At 67.0% G+C, this 20,156-nt stretch carries 16 protein-coding genes and 2 pseudogenes; 9 read left to right on the top strand and 9 right to left on the bottom strand.

All coding sequences use genetic code 11. The features are described from left to right. On the top strand, positions 1 to 512 hold a 512-nt coding region (locus K9U41_RS14690), incomplete at its 5' end, for an IS5 family transposase (protein WP_282641593.1). Between the two features lie 137 nt (positions 513 to 649). Next, positions 650 to 811: pseudogene (locus tag K9U41_RS14685) on the top strand (DUF2200 family protein); the annotation flags it as partial. A 553-nt stretch (positions 812 to 1,364) separates the two neighbouring features. Here K9U41_RS14685 and K9U41_RS14680 read toward each other — a convergent pair. Further along, positions 1,365 to 1,589 (bottom strand): hypothetical protein, encoded by a 225-nt coding sequence (locus K9U41_RS14680; protein WP_282641592.1) that lies wholly within the window; start codon positions 1,587 to 1,589, stop codon positions 1,365 to 1,367. 37 nt (positions 1,590 to 1,626) lie between these two features. Between K9U41_RS14680 and K9U41_RS14675 the strand changes: the two genes are divergently transcribed. The 3 genes from K9U41_RS14675 to K9U41_RS14665 are packed head-to-tail and all read left to right on the top strand — an operon-like array spanning position 1,627 to position 5,184. Beyond that, the gene (locus tag K9U41_RS14675; RefSeq protein WP_282641591.1) at positions 1,627 to 2,238 is read left to right on the top strand and encodes an OsmC family protein; all 612 of its coding nucleotides are present in this window, start codon (positions 1,627 to 1,629) and stop codon (positions 2,236 to 2,238) included. A 33-nt stretch (positions 2,239 to 2,271) separates the two neighbouring features. Then, positions 2,272 to 3,513: an NAD(P)-binding domain-containing protein gene (locus K9U41_RS14670; RefSeq protein ID WP_282641590.1), complete on the top strand. Its 1,242-nt coding sequence runs from the start codon at positions 2,272 to 2,274 to the stop codon at positions 3,511 to 3,513. Positions 3,514 to 3,525: 12 nt separating this feature from the next. Continuing rightward, positions 3,526 to 5,184 (top strand): FAD-dependent monooxygenase, encoded by a 1,659-nt coding sequence (locus K9U41_RS14665; protein WP_282641589.1) that lies wholly within the window; start codon positions 3,526 to 3,528, stop codon positions 5,182 to 5,184. A 69-nt stretch (positions 5,185 to 5,253) separates the two neighbouring features. Here the strand turns inward: K9U41_RS14665 and K9U41_RS14660 are convergent, their stop codons facing one another. Beyond that, positions 5,254 to 6,258 (bottom strand): ABC transporter substrate-binding protein, encoded by a 1,005-nt coding sequence (locus K9U41_RS14660; protein ID WP_282641588.1) that lies wholly within the window; start codon positions 6,256 to 6,258, stop codon positions 5,254 to 5,256. Positions 6,259 to 6,519: 261 nt separating this feature from the next. Between K9U41_RS14660 and K9U41_RS14655 the strand changes: the two genes are divergently transcribed. Beyond that, on the top strand, positions 6,520 to 8,787 hold the full coding sequence (locus tag K9U41_RS14655) for a hybrid sensor histidine kinase/response regulator (protein WP_282641587.1): 2,268 nt from the start codon (positions 6,520 to 6,522) through the stop codon (positions 8,785 to 8,787). 53 nt (positions 8,788 to 8,840) lie between these two features. Here the strand turns inward: K9U41_RS14655 and K9U41_RS14650 are convergent, their stop codons facing one another. The 3 genes from K9U41_RS14650 to K9U41_RS14640 all read right to left on the bottom strand — a co-directional run bounded on the left by K9U41_RS14650 (position 8,841) and on the right by K9U41_RS14640 (position 12,325). Continuing rightward, positions 8,841 to 9,509 (bottom strand): response regulator transcription factor, encoded by a 669-nt coding sequence (locus K9U41_RS14650; RefSeq protein WP_282641586.1) that lies wholly within the window; start codon positions 9,507 to 9,509, stop codon positions 8,841 to 8,843. A 495-nt stretch (positions 9,510 to 10,004) separates the two neighbouring features. Beyond that, on the bottom strand, positions 10,005 to 10,304 hold the full coding sequence (locus K9U41_RS14645) for a nickel-binding protein (protein ID WP_138397840.1): 300 nt from the start codon (positions 10,302 to 10,304) through the stop codon (positions 10,005 to 10,007). 128 nt (positions 10,305 to 10,432) lie between these two features. Next, positions 10,433 to 12,325: a winged helix-turn-helix domain-containing protein gene (locus tag K9U41_RS14640; RefSeq protein ID WP_282641585.1), complete on the bottom strand. Its 1,893-nt coding sequence runs from the start codon at positions 12,323 to 12,325 to the stop codon at positions 10,433 to 10,435. A gap of 48 nt (positions 12,326 to 12,373) precedes the next feature. Here K9U41_RS14640 and K9U41_RS14635 point away from each other — a divergent pair, with 48 nt between their 5' ends. Next, the gene (locus K9U41_RS14635) at positions 12,374 to 13,369 is read left to right on the top strand and encodes a DMT family transporter (RefSeq protein ID WP_282641584.1); all 996 of its coding nucleotides are present in this window, start codon (positions 12,374 to 12,376) and stop codon (positions 13,367 to 13,369) included. Positions 13,370 to 13,412: 43 nt separating this feature from the next. Then, entirely contained in the window at positions 13,413 to 14,912 is a 1,500-nt protein-coding gene (locus K9U41_RS14630) for a pyridoxal-phosphate dependent enzyme (protein ID WP_349237852.1), read from the top strand. Positions 14,913 to 15,218: 306 nt separating this feature from the next. Here the strand turns inward: K9U41_RS14630 and K9U41_RS14620 are convergent. The 3 genes and pseudogenes from K9U41_RS14620 to map all read right to left on the bottom strand — a co-directional run. Continuing rightward, positions 15,219 to 15,383 (bottom strand): annotated as a pseudogene (locus tag K9U41_RS14620) (helix-turn-helix domain-containing protein); the annotation flags it as partial. A gap of 145 nt (positions 15,384 to 15,528) precedes the next feature. After that, positions 15,529 to 16,233, bottom strand: coding sequence for a RadC family protein (gene radC, locus K9U41_RS14615; RefSeq protein WP_282641583.1), 705 nt, complete (start codon positions 16,231 to 16,233; stop codon positions 15,529 to 15,531). Positions 16,234 to 16,252: 19 nt separating this feature from the next. Beyond that, a complete protein-coding gene (gene map, locus K9U41_RS14610) occupies positions 16,253 to 17,080 on the bottom strand; it encodes a type I methionyl aminopeptidase (RefSeq protein ID WP_282641582.1) in 828 nt (275 codons plus the stop codon). 210 nt (positions 17,081 to 17,290) lie between these two features. Between map and mutL the strand changes: the two genes are divergently transcribed. After that, the gene (gene mutL / locus K9U41_RS14605) at positions 17,291 to 19,144 is read left to right on the top strand and encodes a DNA mismatch repair endonuclease MutL (RefSeq protein ID WP_282641581.1); all 1,854 of its coding nucleotides are present in this window, start codon (positions 17,291 to 17,293) and stop codon (positions 19,142 to 19,144) included. A 16-nt stretch (positions 19,145 to 19,160) separates the two neighbouring features. Here the strand turns inward: mutL and K9U41_RS14600 are convergent, their stop codons facing one another. Next, on the bottom strand, positions 19,161 to 19,949 hold the full coding sequence (locus K9U41_RS14600) for an inositol monophosphatase family protein (protein ID WP_282641580.1): 789 nt from the start codon (positions 19,947 to 19,949) through the stop codon (positions 19,161 to 19,163). Positions 19,950 to 20,156: the final 207 nt, after the last annotated feature.

Here is a 20,156-nt window from a genome sequence, read left to right as displayed (position 1 = left end):
GTCCAGATGTTCGATTCCACCGTCGTGCGCGCCCATGTCTCCGCCGCCGGGGCAAAAGGGGGCAGCAGGGCCAGGCCCTCGGCCGATCGCGGGGTGGCTTCTCCACCAAGATCCACCTCAAGAGCGATTTCGACGGCCAGCCGATCGCCTTCCACCTGACCGGTGGTGAGGCCGGCGACAGCCCACTCTTCAAGCTGCTGCTGGATCTTGGTCCCGATGTGAAGCCGCGCGCCGCCCTCGCCGACAAGGGCTATGACGCCAAGGCCAACCGGGCCATAGCCCGGGCTCGCGGCATCGCGCCCGCCATCCCCTTCAAATCCAATGCGAAAGACCGCCCGGTCTTCTTCCCGAAGGCGCTCTACCGGGGCCGTGCCCGCATCGAGCAGTGCTTCGGAAAGCTGAAGCGATTCAAGCGCGTCGCCCTGCGCTGCGAGAAGACCGAATGCGGCTTCGCCGCCATCGTCGCCCTCGCCCTGAGCTTCATCCTCATCAAATCCGTCCACACCACCTAGGCAGTTCGGCGAGTTGTCCGATGCTGCGGCGCGGCCGGGCGCACTGTTCTGCTGTTCGGATCGGACGTTGAGTTCGCTGTACCTGGATCCGCCCATTGCTGCAGATCGGCGAGGGGCAACGTCACAGTAACAAATAGGACTTCGAGACATTCCTCGGCCAGGCTCCCGCATTGAACCCCGCGCGAACTGAAAATAAGGGCGCCGTGTGCGGCGTTCGTATCTGGGACGTCGCCGAGCCGCTCAGGGAAATCCGCTACCTCGACAAGCTCATCGACGAACTCGCCAAGGGTAAAGCGATGGCGAGACCTGCGCATAGGGTGGAAATTTCCGCTTCTCACCATTTGGAGGGCCCGAGGAAGGGCCGCTTCCGGGCAGCTCGCCCGGCTAGCGGTGATCGCTGCCCCGCGATGCCATCTGCGGGAAGAATCCAGCGCCGCCGGCCAGGGTGGCGGCGGTACCGTTGCCCTGCTGATACTTCAGTACTGGTTCCTGAGGGCGGCGCACCGAATGCTACGAAATGCAGAATTTCTGATTATTTTTCCTTGAGATGGACCCTCTTCGACCGGCGTCCTCGCCGATCCCGGGTGGTCCTCCCGACTGATTTTCCCGTGTCCCCGGTTCGTGATTGATTTCACGTGTCGCAGCGAGGCTGCCGACGGCCATAGCCATCCCGAGGACGACGACCATGTCTCTCCGTTAATACGTCATCGAGCGCGACATCCCGAACGCCGGCAGCTTCGAGCGCGAGCAGTTCCGGGCGGGCCGCGCAGAAGTTGAACCATGTCCTGCGCAAGCTTGGCCCGCACATCCAGTGGGTCAAGCGCTCCGTCGCCGCCAACAGGATCTTCTGCATCACATGGCGACGGGCGGGAACATCATTCGGCGCCATGCCGGGATCAGTGGGCTTCCGGCCACGGAAACCACTGAGATCCGCACGACGATCGAGCCGACCATCGCCGCCTGACACGCGGCAGGCCGCGGCGCTTCCGCGATGGCCCGACCCGCGCACCACATCTTGCCGAGTTTTCCCCGGTGGCGCCGTGCGCTGCCGGCCGTGACCGCCTTGCCCGAAATCACGGGCCCGGCACCCACTGGCGGTTCTTGGGATCAACCGATGACCGTCACCGCCAAGCACCTGTTCGAAAGGAATGAGACCATGACCACCGCTCTCTCCACCAGCCAGGGCGTCAACAACGGCGTCAACGTTGCCGCTCTTCTCGGCGCCCGCGAGGCTCTCTCCCAGATGCCCGAAGCCGCGGCGTTCAAATGGCGTGCCTCCTGCGAATGGATCCAGGGGACGCATAGCCGCTCGACCATCGGAGGCTTCTTCGGCCTCGGCGCCGAGCAGTCGCGCACCAAGACCTTCTCCGTCGAAGCCGACCACCCGGAGGTCTTCGCGTCGGAGGACACTGCCCCGACCCCCGTCGAGCTGGTCCTCGCCGGCCTCGCCGGCTGCCTGACGGCAGGCGTGGCCGCTGTCGCCCAGAATCGCGGCATCCAGCTCCACTCCGTCAAGGCCAGCCTCGAGGCGGAGATGGACATTCAGGGCATCCTCGGCATCGACGACGAGGTCCGCAACGGCTTCAGCGCCGTCCACGTCCACTTCGATATCCGCGCGGACGCCAGCAAGGACGAAATTGCGGCGCTTGTCGCCCAATCGCAGAAGCGGTCCGCCGTATTCGACATCATCACCAACCCCACCGCCGTGTACGTCACGGTCGGCTGAGCGGCGGCGGCCTGGAGCCAGGGAGCGAGTATCGTGAAACACATTGCGACCGTCGTCATCGGCGCCGGCCACTGCGGTCTCGCCATGAGCAAGCACCTTCTCGATCGCGGCATCGATCATGTCGTGCTCGATCGGGGCAAGGTTGCCAACTCGTGGCGGACGCAGCGGTGGGACTCGCTCCGCCTCCTCACGCCGAACTGGCAGAGCCGTCTGCCGGGCCATGCGTATGCCGGGCCTGACCCTGATGGGTACATGACCGCGCCGGAGCTGACCGGCTATCTGCAGTCCTATTCGGATCGCATCGGTGCGCCCGTCGAGACCGACACGACGGTGCTCCGGGTGAGCGCGCGCTCCGGCGGATACAGGGTGGACACGGACCGCGGCAGCTGGATGTGCCGGACCGTGGTCGTTGCAAGCGGGATTTGCGCCATGCCCGTCGTGCCGACCTTGTCCAACGGGGCGCCGGCGGACATCGAGTGCCTGGAGCCGTTCGCCTACCGCAACCCCCGGCAATTGCGCCCCGGCGGCGTGATGATCGTCGGGGCCTCGGCAACCGGCGTGCAGCTTGCCAGGGAGATCCGCGCTTCGGGACGCGACGTGCTGCTGTGCGTCGGCGAGCATGTGCGGCTGCCGCGCCTCTACCGTGGCCGTGACATCAACTGGTGGATGGATGCCATGGGCCTCATGGACGTTCGCCATGACGAGATCCCCGATCTCGAGCGCGCCCGGCGCTTGCCTACGGCGCAGTTGATCGGCACGCCGGAGCACGAGACGATCGATCTCAACACCCTGCGGGATGCGGGCGTCGAAATCGTCGGCAGGCTCGTTGCCCTCGACGGGGGCGAGGCGAAATTCTCCGGCGGGCTCGCCAACCATTGCGCGCTGGCGGACCTGAAAATGAACCGCCTCCTCGACAGCATCGACGCGTGGGTCGCTGCGAGCGGGCACGATCACGGCTTCGGCCCTCCCCGCCGCTTCGAGCCGACACGCCTCGATAGGACGCCTCGCCTCGGCCTCGATCTCCGCCACGGCCGCATCGAGACGATCATCTGGGCGACCGGCTTTCGGCCCGACTACTCATGGCTGGACGTGCCCGTGCTCGACCGTAAGGGCCGCATGCGCCACTCCGGCGGCATCGTTGCCTCGCCCGGCATGTACGTCATGGGGCTGCGATTCATGCGCCGGCGCAAGTCCTCGTTCATCGACGGGGCCGCGGCCGACGCCCGCGACCTTGCCGACCACATGCTCTCCTTCCTTGCCAGGGCTGCTGCCTAGGAGTGTCGTCCCATGACCCCGTTGTCTTCTCACTATGACGTCGTGGTTGTCGGCGCGCGCTGCGCCGGCGCAGCGACAGCCTTCCTCCTCGCCAGAGCCGGAGCAAAGGTGCTGGTCGTCGACCGGCAGGCTCGTGGCTCCGATACCATGTCGACGCACGCGCTGATGCGCGCCGGCGTGTTCCAGCTCCAGCAATGGGGCCTCCTGCCGAAGATCGTGGCGCAGGGCACGCCGAAGATCGCCAGCACGACGTTCCACTATGGGGCGGAATGCATCCGCGTCGCCATCAAGCCGGAATGCGGGGTGGAGCACCTTTATGCGCCGCGCCGCACGGTGCTGGACACGATCCTGGTGGATGCCGCCGAAGCAGCGGGTGCGGACGTGCGGCATGGCGTGGTGGTGCCGGGCCTGCAGTTCGATTCGAGCGGGCGCGTCGTCGGTGTCTGGTTGAACTCCGGCGAGGATCGCCCGATCGGCGTCCGGGCCGACCTCGTTGTCGGCGCGGACGGGCGCCAGTCCCTGGTCGCCAGGCTGGTCGCCGCCGAGACCTATCTGCAAAGCCGCAGCGCTTCGGCCTGCGCCTACGGATACTTCGACGGCCTGCGCGACGACGGCCTCCACTGGTATTTCGAGCGCGGCGCGGCTGCCGGCACCATTCCGACCAACGAGAACCAGCATTGCGTGTTTGTCGGCGTGCCGCAGGACCAGTTCGCATCGACATTCCGCGGGGATGTGGCGCGGGGCTTCGCCAACGTCCTCGGGCAATGCGATTGCAATCTCGAGCGCGCCATCAAGGACGCTCGCATCGTTGGCGCGTTGCGCGGCTTCGCCGGTACGAGGGGCTTCCTCCGCCAGCCCCATGGGCCGGGCTGGGCGCTCGTCGGCGATGCGGGCTACTTCAAGGACCCGCTCACCGCGCACGGCATGACGGATGCGCTGCGCGACGCCGAGTTGCTGGCACGCGCGGTGCTGGCCGGCGGGGAACATGCCATGTCGGCGTACCATCAGGAGCGCGATGTCCTTTCGCTGCCGCTGTTCGAGGTGACGGACGCGGTGGCGTCGTTCGACTGGACGCCGGGCACGGTCAAGGCGCTCCACACCCAGCTCAGCTCAGCCATGAAGGCCGAAACCGGCCGGCTGGCTCGACTGGCGACCACAGCAAACCTGCGTTCAACCGCTATGGAGAAAGAAATGGACACTCAGGACTCCCCGTGGCGCCGCACCATCGCCGGTCGGCCCGAGATTGGCGCCACCGCCGAACGGGTGCGGCAAACCTCGATGCGCGACGTCGAGATGTTCACCGAGATGACCGGGGACCGGAACCCGGTCCACTACGATGCCGAGCTGGCCGAAAAGTCGCCGTTCGGCGGCCTGATCGTGCAGGGTGGCGTCACGACGGGGCTCCTGAATGCGGTGGTCGCCGAGGATCTGCCGGGCCCTGGCACCGTCTTCCTCGAGACCGCCTGGAAATTCGTCAAGGCCGTGCGGGTCGGCGAGACCATCCACGCCTCGGTCAAGGTCGAACAGGTGCGCGAAGACAAGCCCATCTGCCGGATCGAGACCATCGTGCGCAATGCCATGGGCGAGCCGTGCGTCGTCGGCACGGCCACGACCTACACCATGCCGCTCCTCGCCGAGGACGACGCGCGAACCGAGGGCAAGGCAGCGTGAGGCCACCATACGGGCGAGGCGTGACGGCCTTGGCGCTACAAAAAGGGTGCGGCCGGCAGACGGCCGCGCCTACTCGATGATCTCATCTGCGGAGACCAGAAGTGCTTGCGGAACCGTGATCCCGATCTGCCGGGCGGTGTTCAGGTTGATGCCGAACTCGAACAGGCTCGGAGACTGGACCGGCAGGTCGCCCGGCTTTTCGCCGCGCAGAATGCGGATCGCATAGCCCCCGGCCCGCCGGAACTGGTCCGCGGCGTTGAAGCCGTAGGCGGCCAGGGCGCCATCCCGGACATAGAACCGGAAGGGATAGATCGCGGGAATGCGCGCCGCGTTCACGCCTTCGATCAACGCCCGTCTGTTGACGGTGTTGATCGGACTGGGGCTCACGATCAGGCCCGGCATGTCCTGCCGGGCGATCTCTGCCAGCGCGGCCTCGATCTCTGCAAGGCTGCTGGCGCGCGCCGCGTGCGCCACGATTCCATGGTTCGGCGCAATCTGCTCCACCGCCTCCAGGAGCGAATTGAACCCCTTGAACTTGGGGTCGAGCAGCATGTTGACGTTCTTCATGCCCGGCGAAAGCTGCCGCAGGATCTGCAGCCACTTTCCCGCCATTTCGGGCTCGAAGGTAGAGAAGCCGGTGATGTTGCCCCCCGGCCGGGACAGGTTCGGGACGTAGCCCGCGCCGACAGGATTGCTCACCACGACGAAGATGATCGGCAGTTGCGTCCCGCTCGCCCGGATGGCGTCCATCCCCGGCGTGCCGTTGACGACGATGACGTCGACCCCCCGCTCGAGCAGGGCCTTGGTCTCCGACTGTGCCACCTGGAAGTTGCCCTTGTACCAGACGACGTCCACATCGATGTCGGCGGCGGCAGTCCCGGCCGCTTCCCGCAACCCCTTGCGGAACGCCTCGACCCGGGCATCGCCTTCGGCATCCCCAGCCGAGACGGCCATCATCAGGCCGATCCGGCGCGGCTTCTTCTCCAACGTCTGCGCCAGGACATGGCCTGCCGGCCACAGCATGGTGCAACCCAGCGCGATTCCAAGTTGGCGTCGATCCCAGATGCGCATCATACTGTGCTCTCCCCGGGGCTTGAGGCTCCACGCCAGCACAATCCGCAGTATAACTTTCTCATATATACTCCTGCGAGATCGGCCCGCGAAGCTCATCGGCACCGGCTCCCGCCAGAACGGGCGATCCCACCGTGAGGCTCCAGGAGCATTTTCGATGCGAAGCGGACACCGGATCGCGTGAGGAAGGTGCGATAATTCAATAACATGGAGCGTTTCATTGCTTCCACGAAACAGTGAAACGCTCTAAGGAGCGCAAGCGCGATGAACAGCGGACCAGCCACGAAATCCGGGGGCGCCTCCTCGATCGTGCGCCCGCTCGCGCAGGGCGGGCTGTTCTGGAAATACGCCGCCATGTTCGCCGCCGTCCTGGGCATCGCCCTTGTCGGCAACGGCCTCGTCAACATCTGGTTCATGTATGACGAGAACCGGGTGAACCTCTATCGGCTGCAGATGGAGCAGGCGGCCGCGGCGGCGGAGAAGATCTCGCAGTTCGTGCGCGAGATCGAGAACCAGATGGAGTGGACCACCCACCTTTCCTGGGCGATCACCGCCATGGACCAGCGCGAGCTCGACGCGCGGCGCCTGCTGCGGCAGGTGCCGGCCATCACCGAGCTCAGGCTTCTCGATCCGCAGGGGCGGGAGCGGCTCCACCTGTCCCGCCAGGCCGAGGACAACCCCGGCAGCAACGCGGATCATTCCTCGGAGGAGATGTTCAAGGTCGCACTGGCCGACGGCGTCTACTACGGGCCGGTCTATTTCCGGCGCCAGACCGAGCCCTACATGACGCTCGCCGTCGGGGGGGCCCGCCGCGACGCCGGCGTGAGCGTGGCCGAGGTGAACCTCAAGCACATCTGGGACGTCGTGAGCCAGATCCACGTGGGACGCGCCGGCAAGGCCTACGTGGTCGGCGCCCAGGGCCATCTGATCGCACACCCCGATATCAGCCACGTCCTGCGCAACATGGACCTGTCGCACCTTCCGCAGGTGGCCGCGGCGCGCAGCGCAAGCACCACCCCGGAGCGCTCTTCGCTGCCGGCGCTGGACCTCGACGGCAAGCCCGTCCTGACCACCTTCGCCGTGGTGAAGCCGCTCGACTGGCTGGTCTTCATCGAGCTGCCCGAGCAAGAGGCAAGCGCCCCGCTCTATGCCGCCCTGGCACGATCGCTGGCGCTGACGGTGGCCGGACTGGCGCTGGCCTTTGTGGCCGCCCTGTTGCTCGCCCGGCACATGGTCGTCCCCATCCGGTCGCTTGCCGCCGGCGCCCAGCAGATCGGCGTCGGTGCCCTCGACCATCGCATCGAGATCAAGACGCGTGACGAACTGGGCGCCCTGGCCCACCAGTTCAATTCCATGGCAAGCCGGCTTCAGGGCTCCTACGAGGGCCTCGAGCGCAAGGTAGATGAGCGGACCCGAAAGCTCCAGGAGGCCAACATGGCGAAGTCCCGTTTCCTGGCGGTCGCCAGTCACGATCTTCGCCAGCCGCTGCATGCGCTGAACCTGCTGGTCGCCCAGCTGAGCAGCACGCCTGACCGCGCCGAGAGGGAGCGCCTGACGCGAAACATCGCCTCCTGCGTCGACAGCATGAACCGCCTGTTCAACGAGCTGCTCGATATCTCGCGGCTGGATGCCGGTGCCCTCACGCCGCGCATCGCCGCCTTTCCTGTCGAGGACGTCCTTTCGCGGACCGAGGCCACCTTCTCGGCGACCGCGCGCGAGAAGGGACTGCACTTCCGCGTGGTGAAGAGCTCGGCCTGGGTGGCGAGCGATTCCATCCTGCTTGGCCGCATTCTCCTCAATCTCGTCTCGAACGCCGTGCGCTACACCTCCGTTGGCGGGGTGGTGGTCGGCTGCCGGCACGCTGGAGGAGCGCTGCGCATCGACGTCTGCGACACCGGCGCGGGGATCGCCGAAGACCAGCAGCGTGCCATCTTCGGCGAGTTCTACCGGATCCAGCACGACGGCCACGACGTGGGCGAAGGGCTCGGGCTGGGCCTCGCCATTGTCGAGCGGCTGTGTTCGCTGCTCGATCACCCCCTCACGCTGACTTCGATCCGTGGCCGGGGGTCCCGCTTTTCCATCTCGCTGCCCATGGCTCCCGCCGGCGCATGCGTTGTCCGGAGCGAGCCGGCGCTCACGCAGGCCGACCTGCTGCGCGGCAAGCTGGTGGTGGTCATCGATGACGACCCGCTGGTGCGGGAAGGCACGCAGGGGCTGTTGATGAGCTGGGGCTGCCGCGTCGTGGTGGCGGACTCAAGCTCCGGGGCGAGCCTGCGCCTCAACGGCACCGCGCCCGATCTGATCATCTCGGATCTGCATCTCGCCGGCGGAGGTACAGGGATCGCTGCGATCGACGACCTGCGCCGAAAATTTGGAACGTCCGTGCCCGCCTTCCTCATCACCGGCGACATCTCCGTCGGGCAGACCGGCAAGATCGGGCCGCACGGTCACGCATTGCTGCACAAGCCGATCAGCCCCATGGTGCTCCGGGCCATGATGATGGCCACGCTGCACCGCTCCGATGCCGCCTGAGCGGGCGGGCGCCGGGGCCCAATACCAACGGTCATTTCCAATGACCGTTGGTATTATTTATCGAGCAGCGGAAGGGACCAGCCGAGCCTGGTCACGGCCAGCACCGCCTCGGTCCTGTTGTTGACGTCGAGCGCCTTCAGGATCGCGGAAACGTGGTTCTTCACCGTCGGTTCCGCGAGATCGAGGTGCCGGCAAATGAGCTTGTTGCTCTTCCCTTCCATCATCAATGCCAAAACATCGAGCTGGCGCTCCGTCAGCCCCAGATCGGAAGGCGTCGGCCCATGCCGATCCGGCTTGGGGGTGGGCTGCGGAGCGGGCTCCGGGGCGCGGTCGAGGATTTCGGGAGGAATGTAGACGCCGCCCGCCAGCACCAGCCGCAACGCGCCAAGCAGCACGTCGCGCGTCGCGGTCTTCGCGATGAACCCCTGCGCGCCGATCGCGAGCGACTTGAGCACATTGTCCCGATCGCAAAAAGCCGAAAGCATCACGACGGCGATTGCCGGATGGCTCTTGCGCAAGTCCGACAACATTTCCAGTCCATCGCGGTCTGGCAGCCTCAGGTCGAGAAGAACAAGGGCGATATCCTCGTTCCGGACGATCAGGTCGTCGGCCTCGCGACCGCTCTGCGCCTCGTAGACCGACGCCGAGCCATCGATCTCGCGCAGAACGCTGCGCATCGCATCGCGGATGAGGACATGGTCGTCGACCAGCAGGATCTTCACACCGCAGCTCCCTCATTGCGGCCGGCCCGGCTCCGTGACGCGTATCAGCTACCGACAGGAATCGCCACCCAATCGGAGAGGCGCCAAGGGTGCGACGCAGCTTCCCCGCAAGCGCACCGCGGTCGGATGGTTCTGCGGCCCGTTGATCGCCTGCGGAGCGACATCCGTGGAATGCGCCGCGGGTGGCTCCGCACGTCCAATCGAAAGACCGGTTCCGGCGTCAGAGCCAGGATCCTGAATCCGCGCCGGGGCGGGCGCGCCAATTCCCATAAACTGAATTTATCTGCGAACGCCGACGGCCGCCGATCGCCCGCAATCGGGGGCGCTTGGTGGAGCCCATCAGATGCGTTTGAAACGGGATGCCGGTGGAGGACCGCGCGTCCGGGAGGACCATTCGTCCAAAATGGGAGACCCGGCCGTGCCGGATCCCCTCTGCGATGTCGTTCGGTCGGTTCGGCTCAAGGGTGGCTGAAGCGGCCGCGCGGTGCGTGTGTTTCAGACCATCTCGGCTTCGACCGGGTCCGGCCGTACGACGACTGTGGTCGCGACCGGGTAGAATTCCTCTCCCGGCATACCGACGCGGCGGGCATGCTCGCGGATGGCGTCACCATCCTTGGCTTCATAGATGCAGAAGGTGCCGATGCGGCCGTCCGGTTCGTTCACCACATAACTGCGGATCCAGCGCACGCGGTCGGGCATCTCCTCGTTGCCGATCCTGGCTGACTTGGCGCCGGCCACTTCCAGTTCGGCGAGCGACGCCCAGGCGCTCGGCCGGCGGATGACATAAAGTTGCATTGCCTAGTTCCCTCTGAACGGCCGGCATTACCCGAGCCGAACACTGTGGCCCCGCACCATGCGTGGCGAGGTGGAAACTAGGGGAGGGGAGCGTTGACCGTCCTTACCGGCGACTGATCTTTCGATGACTATTCACGTGCACCGGCGGCGCTTTGCTTTCCCGATGCGGTCAATGTGGGCCGCTGCGGTCTGGAAATCAGTTTCGGCTGCAGATCCGCCGCCAACTTCCGAAGCCGCTGCGAGCCTATGCGGGTGGCGATGCGTTCTGCCGCCGCGATCTCGATCTGCGCGGCGGCGGTATTTCCGGCCTTGGCCAAAAGACAAGCCAGTTCCAGCCGGACGCGGGCCGCATGGTACTCAATCCCAGAGCTGGTCCAGAGCTGCCGCGCAAGCATCAGGAACGGCATCGCCTCGGCCTCGCTCGCGAGCAGATGGCGCGCTTCATTCATCAAGGCATGCACCGCCGGCTGCGTCCAGCGCGCGGATTGTGCGGTCAGTTCGTCCAAGGCCTTGGCGGCGATATCGCGATGGCCACCCATGGCGGCAATGCGCGCCTTATGCGCCAAAAGAATCCCGCGCCGTTGAACGTGGTACCAGCTTGTGCCGTCAAGCACGCCATCCAGGGCTGCCAACGCCATGTCCACTTTGCCCGTTTCGGCAAGCAGTACCGCGCTTCCCGGCTCTGCGTCCCAACCTGCAGCATAAGCCGCAGCATAGTCCTTGCGCGCTTCGTCCAGATCGCCAATCATCGCGTGGACGTCACCGCGCACCCGATACCCATCGCCGATGGACCAGGATTCCTCTTCGGATAACTTCGGCAGGGCCTGGTCAATGGCCACAAGCGCGCTGTTGAGATCGCGCTGTGCCCCGAGGATCTCGGCGCGGTGCAGGTCGCAGGTCCCTGGAACAACAGCGTAGCTCGCAGCGCACCAGCTGTCGAAACCTTCGCTCCATTGCCGGGCGCGCGACCAGTCGGGATAGGTGCGGCAGCTCCACAGGATGTTGCAGTAGACAAGGCTTCCGAGGACCGGATCCACGTTGCTTGACAGGGCGATGGCCGCGGCGTGGTTCTGCTGACTCACGCCTTTCTCGATGTGGCCAAGCGAAATGTTGTAGAAGCCCATATAGACCAGCGTGAGGGCGATCAGCCCCGAATCGCCGCAGTCAACAGCGGCGCGCTGGGACTGGAGTGCCAGATCGAGCGCCTCCGCCGCATTCCCCGCGAAAATAGCCTGCCGCGCCTTCATCCATAGCAAATAGGCGCTTGTCCGCGGATCGTCGGTATTACCCAGAAGGGCTTCGGCTCGTGCCATCCACCCCGAGGCTGCGGCCGGCGCCGAGCGCTCGAATTCAAGCTTGGCGATTGTCACGGCCACTCTTGCGGCCAGATTGGGCTCTTCCTCTGCGACATGTGCAGCGAGGGCGCGGGTCAGGACCGGGATCGCCGCGGCAGGGCGGCCCTGGCATTCCACGGCCAGTGCCCAGACTTCGATATCGGCTGCACAGAGTTGCCCCTCCGCGTCCAGCCTTTCGAAGACCATTGCGGCCCCGTGCCAGTCCTTCACCCGGGCAAGTTCCAGCGCCCGGGCGCGATTGGACTCGCTCGCGTCGAAGCTCGGGACGGCGGCACCAAGACTCGGCTCATCAATTGCGAAACGATAACCGTGTCTGACGTAGCTACGGATCGCATGTTCGAGCCCGCCCGCAGCGAGCGCTGCGCGGGCAAGGCTGACAGCACGCTGCAGCGAGGCTTCCGTGACGGTCAGGTTCGGCCACAGGGCATCCATCAACTCGTTCTTCGGCACCACGCGACCGGCGTTCCGGACGAGGTAGACCAGCAGGTCGAAGACGCGCGGCTGCATTTTCTGGGCGGCTCCCCGCAAGGTGAGGGAGCGTGCCCCTTCATCCAGCTCAAAGAATCCAAAACGATGCAGCATCACGGCTGGTCTCTGCAGAGGCCGAAAAACAACAAATGATAAGGGAACGATCAGCCACTGATAAGGACCCGCGTCGGCATCCATCGCTAATTTCCAGCCAGCGAGGCCGGAAGGCGAATGGAAGGCGCCCCCATGTTGTCGGAACTTCACCAAAGCGCGTTGTCGCCACTGGATGGCAGCCCCGTCATACCGGAAAAGCCGTTGGCGACGCGGGGCGCTCCGTTCCCCAATACCAAGCGCTGGCGGAATGCCGCAATTGGGGCGAGTGGCTATCTCTGGGGGCTCGGCGCAGCGGCAATCTGGAGCGGCTGGTGGACCGTGACGCGCCTTGGCGTGGTCAATGATCTGCCCGTTACAGACCTCGCCGCACTGCGCTTCGGCATTTCCGGTCTGTTGCTGCTGCCGCTCGCCTGGCGCGAACGGCAGGCGATATGTGCAGTTGCGCCTCGGCTCCTGTTCTTCATGGCGGCAGGCGCCGGTGCGCCCTATGTGCTCGTCGCGGGCACCGGTGTCCGGCTGACGGCGGCTGGTCTTGGCGGCGCGATCACGGTCGGACTTCTGCCGGCGTTCACGTTGATCCTGTCCCTGCTATTCCTGCGCGAGAGGATCACCCGTCACCTCGCCGCGGGCATCGGCTGCATCCTCCTGGGGGCGGCTTTCGTGACCGCCGGGACATGGGAGGCGGGGCGCGGCGGCTATGGCCTGGGCCTCTTCGTGACCGGAGCGCTGATGTGGGCTGGCTACACCGTTGCGCTGAAGCGCTCGGGACTGCTGCCCCTGACCGCGACCGCCGTCATCTGCGTCACGTCCCTCGCGCTCTACACACCGCTCTGGCTGGCCTTGTCCGCCCCGGCCCGGCTGCTCGCCATCGCGCCGGGCGAGCTGCTGCTGCAGGTTTTTTATCAGTCGCTGCTTTCGGCCATTGGCGCACTCTACTGTTATGGCCGGGCGATCGGGCGGCTTGGCGCCACGCGTGCCTCTGTCTTCGCGGCAATCGTGCCGTTGTTTTCGGTCATCATCGCCGCGGTCGTTCTGCACGAAAGCCCGAGCCCGCTCGAGCTGTGCGGCGCCGCGCTGCTGGCCACTGGCGCATTCGTCGCGTCTCGGCGTTTGCCGGACCGGCGCTGAGGCCAGCCTCCATCCCTTGCAGCAAGCAAGAAAGGATCATGCAATGTCCAATATCTACACCTCCATCCTCGATACGATCGGCAACACTCCCGTCGTGCGCCTGGCGCGTCTCTCGCCGCCTGACGTAGAGCTCTATGCCAAGCTCGAGGCGTTCAATCCATTGGGTTCGGTCAAGGATCGGCTGGCCCTTGGCGTTATCGAGGCCGCCGAACGCGACGGCAGATTGAAGCCCGGCCAGACCGTGATCGAGGCGACGAGCGGCAACACCGGGATCGGGCTTGCGATGGTCTGTGCGCGCAAGGGCTATCCTCTGGTCATTGTGATGGCGGAGAGCTTCTCGGTCGAGCGCCGGAAGCTGATGCGGTTCCTCGGCGCGCGGGTTGTGTTGACGCCCGCTGCCGAAAAGGGCACCGGCATGGTCGAGAAGGCGCGCGAACTCGCGGCGACGCACGGGTGGTTCTGGACCCGTCAGTTCGAAAACGAGGCCAACGCCGACATTCACAGTCGCACGACCGCACGCGAAATCCTGGAGGCTTTCGGGGGGACGGGGCCCGACTATTTCGTCACCGGCGCGGGCACGGGAGGCACGCTCAAGGGCATTGCGCGGGTTCTGCGGGCCGAGAGTCCGGCCACGCAGATCGTCGTGTCGGAGCCCGAAAATACGCCGATGCTGGCAAGCGGAATTCGGCAGCGCTGCAAGGCTGATGGCACCCCGGCCGAGAGCCATCCGCTGTTCCGCCCCCATCCCATGCAGGGATGGGCGCCCGACTTCATCCCGCAGCTCACCGCGGATGCCATCGACACGGGCCTGATCGATGCCATCCAGCCCGTTGGCGGCGCAGAATCCCTGCGCCTCGCCCGCGAGCTTGCGCGGCAGGAAGGCATCTTCTGCGGCGTCACCGGGGGCGCGACGCTGGCAGCAGCGCTCGAAGTCGCAAAGACGGCGCGAAAGGGCTCCCGAATCCTGTTCATGGTGCCCGATACGGGCGAGCGCTACCTGTCGACACCGCTCTTCGATGAGATCGAACAGGAGATGAACGCCATCGAGAAGGAAATTTCGAACTCGACGCCGTCGTGCCGCTTCAGCGCTCCCGCATCGCAACCCGCGGCGGCAGCGGCGGTCGCGATCGAACCGGCTCCGGATGGGGCTCGCGACTTCGTCAGACAGGCGATCAACGACACCGAACAGCCCGTCGTGATGTTTGCGCTGGAATGGTGCGAGTTCTGCTGGGCGGTGCGCCGGTTCCTCCGGGATCTAGGCGTTCGGTTCCGGTCGGTTGATCTCGATTCTGTGGCGATGCAGGCCGACGGACTCGGCGGCGATATCCGCAAAGTGCTTCAGGCCCTGACCGGCCAGCGCACCATTCCGCAGATATTCATCGGCGGCGCACATATCGGTGGCGCGGTCGACATCCTTGACCTTCACGACCGCGGAGAGCTGGTGACGCTTCTCGGCAAGGCCGGCGTTCAGCTCGCCGGCGACCCGACGCTCACGGCGCGGAGCTATTTGCCGAAATGGCTGGCCGCGAGACCCGCCGCATGAGGCCAGAGGCGTCTCGTCGCCATATATGGCGGGGTTCCGGATGAAACGCGCCGGTCCGCTGTGACGCTCGTCCCTCGCCAAGGCCCGACAACGGGGCGACGGGTGAGTCTGTTCCCGACGCAGTAGGCCCATCAGCCGTCCATCACGCACGGCTCCCAGATCGGCGGGCTTCCGATCGATTTCCGCAGTGCCTGCGTGAAGGCTCTGACCTTCGCGCTCGGCTGCGGCTGGGCGCGCAGGAGGTGGATGCCTGAGCAGGGCAACGCCCAGATCCTCCTCCAGCGCATCGATCTGGCGCACGATCGCCAAGGGTGTCACCGCGCGCCGACGGGCGGCCCCGGAAAAGCTCCCCGCCCGGACGACATCGACGAAGGTGGCGAGGAATTCGGCGAAATGGAGTCTCCTCTTTGCGATCCAGGCAACGCCGTTTGCAGGGGGCTCCAGCTTATCGCCGATGCCGGACACTCGCATATTTGGTGAATCGCCCTCTAAATCCAAGAAAGAGAACGCGTTGTCCGATCAGCTCGCGATGCAAGCAGATCGGCGCGTGCTCTGGAGCTCTCCCGCGCTCTGAAGCGGCTTCACGCCATCCCGCAAGCGCTGTGTTCTGACCGCGTCAGATCAGCCGCAGCCCCTTCAGGCTCGCATGCCCGTCCTTGCCGACGATGATGTGGTCGTGCACCTCGATGCCGAGGGGCTTGGCCACGTCGATGATCTTGCGGGTCATGTCGATGTCGGCCCGCGACGGCGTCGGGTCGCCGGACGGGTGGTTGTGGCAGAGGATGACGGCGGAGGCGGAGACCTCCAGGGCGCGCTTCACCACCTCGCGGGGATAGACCGGCGCGTGGTCCACGGTGCCGGTCTGCAGCACCTCGTCGGCGATGAGCTGGTTGCGCTTGTCGAGGAACAGCACGCGCACCTGCTCGCGGTCGGCATAGGCCATGGCGGTGCGGCAATAGTCGATCACCGCGCTCCAGGATGAGAGTACCGGCCGGCGCTTCACCTGCCCCTTGGCGAGGCGCTGGGCCGCCGCCTCCACCACCTTCAGCTCGGTGATGATGGCATCCTTCACCCCCGGAACCTCAGCGAGCAGGGGCACCGGCGCGGCCACCACCTCGGCGAAGGAGCCGAAGCGGTCCACCAGCGCCTTGGCCAGCGGCTTCACGTCCCGCCGCGGCACGGCGCGGAACAGCACCAGCTCCAGCAACTCGTAATCGGCGAGGGCCTGCGCCCCCGCCTCGCGGAAGCGCGCACGCAGGCGGTCGCGGTGCCCATGGAAATGGGGCGCATCGTTCAGGCCGTCTTCCGGCGCCTCGGCCATCAGCGTGTCCGGCTCTTCCTCAGGCGGCGGTGTAGGGCGGCTGGTGATAGCCCTTGGGGCTCAGGGTGAAGATCTCGACGCCGGTCTCGGTCACGCCCACCGCGTGCTCGAACTGGGCCGAGAGGGAGCGGTCGCGGGTGACGGCGGTCCAGCCGTCGGACAGCACCTTCACGTGGGGGCGGCCCAGATTGATCATGGGTTCCACGGTGAAGATCATGCCGGGCATCAGCTTCGGCCCTTCGCCGCGGCGGCCCACATGCACGATATTGGGCTCGTCGTGGAACACCTGGCCGACGCCGTGGCCGCAGAAATCGCGCACCACGCTCATGTGCTGGGGCTCCACGAAATCCTGGATGGCGGCGCCGATGTCGCCCACATGGCCGCCGGGGCGGATGGCGGCAATGCCGAGCATCATGGCGTCATAGGTCACTTCCAGCAGCCGCTCGGCCCGGCGCGGGATGGCGCCCACGGGATACATGCGGCTCGAATCGCCGTACCAGCCGTCGAGCACCAGCGTCACGTCCACGTTCACGATGTCGCCCTCGCGCAGGGGGCGGGCGTTGGGCATGCCGTGGCACACCACGTGGTTCACCGAAGTGCACACGCTGAAGCGATAGCCGCGATACATCAGGGTCGCCGGATAGGCGCCGTGATCCATGGCGAACTCATAGATCAGCCGGTCGATGGCGTCGGTGGTGACGCCGGGCGCCACCATCTCGGCCACGGCGTCGAGCGCCTGCGCGGTGAGTTGTCCGGCCTTGCGCATGCCCTCGAAGCCTTCCGGCCCGTAGAGCTTGATATGGCCGGTCTTGCGCAGCGGCGCGTTGGCCGCCTCAACATAATTCATGGGTCACGCCTTCAAGGCTGCGCCTTTCGCGCCGCCGCTCACGAAATATCTCTTCCCACAGATTTAGGCCAAGCGGCCGGCAAAGCAAGCTTCGCTCTGTTTCTGCGTGGCGGATCCGGGTAAGGCACGCCCGGCCAGCGGCTTGCGCGGGGGTGCCGCGGGCGGCGCGGGGCCTTAAGATAATCGACCGCGAATCGTGCCGAAGCCGCCATGCTCATCCGCCGCCTGCCTCCCGTGCTCATCGACCGCATTGCCGCCGGCGAGGTGGTGGAGCGGCCGGCTGCCGTGGTGAAGGAACTGGTGGAGAACGCGCTGGATGCCGGCGCCGGCGCCATCGAGGTGGTGATCCAGGGCGGCGGCCGGCGCCTCGTGCGCGTGACCGACGACGGTAGCGGCATGGGGCCGGATGATCTCGCCCTGTGCGTGGAGCGCCACGCCACCTCCAAGCTCGATGGCGAAGACCTGCTGTCCATCTCCACCCTCGGGTTCCGGGGGGAGGCGCTGCCCTCCATCGGATCGGTGGCGCATCTTTCCATCGCCAGCCGGCCCAGGGACGCGGCCCACGCCTTCGAGGTGCGGGTGGACGGCGGGGTGGTCACGCCGCCGCGCCCGGCCGCGCTGGGCGGCGGTACGCGGGTGGAGGTGCGGGACCTGTTCTATGCCACGCCGGCCCGGCTGAAGTTCCTGAAGTCCGACCGGGCCGAGGGCGCGGCGGCGGGGGACGTGGTGCGTCGCCTGGCGCTGGCGCGGCCGGACGTGGCCTTCACCCTAGTCACCGACGAGCGCGCCGCGGTCACCTTCCCGGTGCGCGCCGATGACGAACAGGGCCGCGCCGCGCGCCTCGCCGATGTGCTGGGGGCGGAGGCGGGTCGCAATGTGGTGGCGGTGCAAGGGGTGCGGGACGACGTGGTGCTGGAGGGCCTCGCCGGCCTGCCCACCTTCTCCAAGGCCAATTCGCTCAGCCAGTATCTGTTCGTGAACGGCCGTCCGGTGCGCGACAAGCTGCTCATGGGCGCCGTGCGCGCGGCCTATGCGGACTTGTTGCCGTCGGACCGCTATCCGGTGCTGGCGCTGTTCATCAGCCTCGACCCGCGCGACGTGGATGTGAACGTGCATCCCGCCAAGACCGAGGTGCGCTTCCGCGACGGTGGCAATGTGCGCGCGCTGATCGTGCGCACCCTGTCCGGTGCGCTGGGTGCGCGCATCCCCTCCACCGCGGGCACCATGGCCGACCGGCTGGTGGCGCTGGCCCGCACGCCGGAGCTGGCAACGCGGCGCTCGCCCGCCGCGCCGTTCTCGACCCCCGGCGGCGGGGCCTTCGCGGGTTTCCGGCCGGCGCCAGCCCTCGATTATGACTGGCGCCAGTCGCCCGCCCGACCGATGCCGTCGGGGCTGGGGGAGGAGGAGCAGGCACGGCTCGACATCGCCGAGCCCTCGGCCGATGCGCGCGCCGATGCCGCGCCGGTCTCCGCCGTCGATCTCGACCGGCCGCTGGGCGCGGCGCGGGCGCAACTGCACGAGACCTATATCGTCGCCCAGACCCGCGAGGGCCTGGTCCTGGTGGACCAGCACGCCGCCCACGAGCGTCTGGTCTACGAGAAGCTGAAGGCGGCGCTGGCGCGGGACGGCGTCGGCCGGCAGGGTCTGCTGATACCGGCGGTGGTGGATCTCGATCCCACCGACGCGGACCGCCTCACCGAGCGCGCCGCCGATCTCGCGGCGCTCGGGCTGGTGCTGGAGAGCTTCGGCCCCGGCGCGGTGCTGGTGCGGGAAGTGCCGGCCCTGCTGAAGGACGCGGACGTGACCCGCCTCGTCACCGATCTCGCCGAGCACGCCGCCGAATGGGACGACGCCTTGCCGCTGGAGCGGCGCCTGCTCCATGTGGCCGCCACCATGGCCTGCCATGGCTCGGTCCGGGCGGGGCGGCGCCTGAAGGTGGAGGAGATGAACGCGCTTTTGCGCGAGATGGAGGAGACGCCCAATGCCGGCGAGTGCAACCACGGCCGGCCGACCTTCGTCACCTTGTCGCTGAAGGACGTGGAGAAGCTGTTCGCCCGGCGGTGATGTGGGGAGGCTTAGCTCAGGCGCTCTTCAGCAGGCGCATGAGGTCGGAGCGGATGATCTCGTTGCCGGCGATGACGGAGCCCTTGTCGAGCATCTTGTCGCCGTCCGAAAGGTCGGTGACGATGCCGCCCGCCTCACGCACCATCACGATGCCCGCCGCCATGTCCCACGCCGAGAGGTCGCGTTCCCAGAAGGCGTCGAAGCGGCCCGAGGCCACCCAGGCGAGGTCGATGGCGGCAGAGCCGGTGCGGCGCAGGCCCGAGACCTGGCCCTGCACCTTTTCCAGCTCGCGGTTGAACTTGGCATGGTCGCCCCGGCCGAGATGGGGCAGGCCGCAGCACACCACGGTGTCGGCCAGCTTCTTGCGGCCCGCGACCCGCAGGCGCCGGTCGTTCAGATAGGCGCCCTGGCCGCTCTCGGCCACGTAAAGCTCGTCCATCACCGGATTGAAGATGACGCCGGCCACCGGCACCCCGTTGCGCACCAGCGCCAGCGAGATGGAGAAGATGGGGATGCCGTGCAGGAAGTTGGTGGTGCCGTCGAGGGGGTCCACCACCCACACGTTGGAGGTGTCGGCGCCTTCCACCGCGCCGCTTTCCTCCATGAGGAAGCTGTAGGTGGGCCGCACCCGCAGCAGCTCGGCGTGGAGCGTCTCCTCCGACTTGCGGTCGGCGGCGGAGACGAAATCGCCCGGCCCCTTCATGGAAACCTGAAGCTGCTCCACCTCGCCGAAGTCGCGGGCGAGCGCCCGGCCCGCCTTGCGGACGGCCTGGACCATGACGGTGATGAGGGGCGAGCGGATCATCTGGAAACCTGAAAGTCGGGCCGCGGCCGGCGCGCGTGTCGCCGGGGCCTGCGGCCAAGGAAAGGGTTGGGTGAGCGTGTGCCCGCCTGCGGCGTGGCCGTCAAGCGGCGGGGCGGCTGGGCTGCCTTGCGTGCGCAACGGGCGCGGGCGGCTTCGTCGCTCCCGCCGGCGGGCCGTGGCCCTGCCGTCTGGCCCCAACCCCAGCCC

It is taken from the genome of Xanthobacter autotrophicus (assembly GCF_029991245.1).
Taxonomy (GTDB): Bacteria; Pseudomonadota; Alphaproteobacteria; order Rhizobiales; family Xanthobacteraceae; genus Xanthobacter; species Xanthobacter autotrophicus_C.
This window is presented reverse-complemented; position numbering and strand designations above follow the sequence as displayed.

What these genes read in the sequence shown, in the direction of transcription:
- K9U41_RS14655 (WP_282641587.1), top strand. Translation starts at nt 6,520, where the DNA reads ATGAACAGCGGACCAGCCACGAAATCCGGGGGCGCCTCCTCGATCGTG.
- K9U41_RS14635 (WP_282641584.1), top strand. Translation starts at nt 12,374, where the DNA reads ATGTTGTCGGAACTTCACCAAAGCGCGTTGTCGCCACTGGATGGCAGC.
- K9U41_RS14660 (WP_282641588.1), bottom strand. Translation starts at nt 6,258, where the DNA reads ATGATGCGCATCTGGGATCGACGCCAACTTGGAATCGCGCTGGGTTGC.
- K9U41_RS14665 (WP_282641589.1), top strand. Translation starts at nt 3,526, where the DNA reads ATGACCCCGTTGTCTTCTCACTATGACGTCGTGGTTGTCGGCGCGCGC.
- K9U41_RS14645 (WP_138397840.1), bottom strand. Translation starts at nt 10,304, where the DNA reads ATGCAACTTTATGTCATCCGCCGGCCGAGCGCCTGGGCGTCGCTCGCC.
- K9U41_RS14640 (WP_282641585.1), bottom strand. Translation starts at nt 12,325, where the DNA reads ATGGATGCCGACGCGGGTCCTTATCAGTGGCTGATCGTTCCCTTATCA.
- radC (WP_282641583.1), bottom strand. Translation starts at nt 16,233, where the DNA reads ATGGCCGAGGCGCCGGAAGACGGCCTGAACGATGCGCCCCATTTCCAT.
- mutL (WP_282641581.1), top strand. Translation starts at nt 17,291, where the DNA reads ATGCTCATCCGCCGCCTGCCTCCCGTGCTCATCGACCGCATTGCCGCC.
- K9U41_RS14675 (WP_282641591.1), top strand. Translation starts at nt 1,627, where the DNA reads ATGACCGTCACCGCCAAGCACCTGTTCGAAAGGAATGAGACCATGACC.
- K9U41_RS14600 (WP_282641580.1), bottom strand. Translation starts at nt 19,949, where the DNA reads ATGATCCGCTCGCCCCTCATCACCGTCATGGTCCAGGCCGTCCGCAAG.
- map (WP_282641582.1), bottom strand. Translation starts at nt 17,080, where the DNA reads ATGAATTATGTTGAGGCGGCCAACGCGCCGCTGCGCAAGACCGGCCAT.
- K9U41_RS14630 (WP_349237852.1), top strand. Translation starts at nt 13,413, where the DNA reads ATGTCCAATATCTACACCTCCATCCTCGATACGATCGGCAACACTCCC.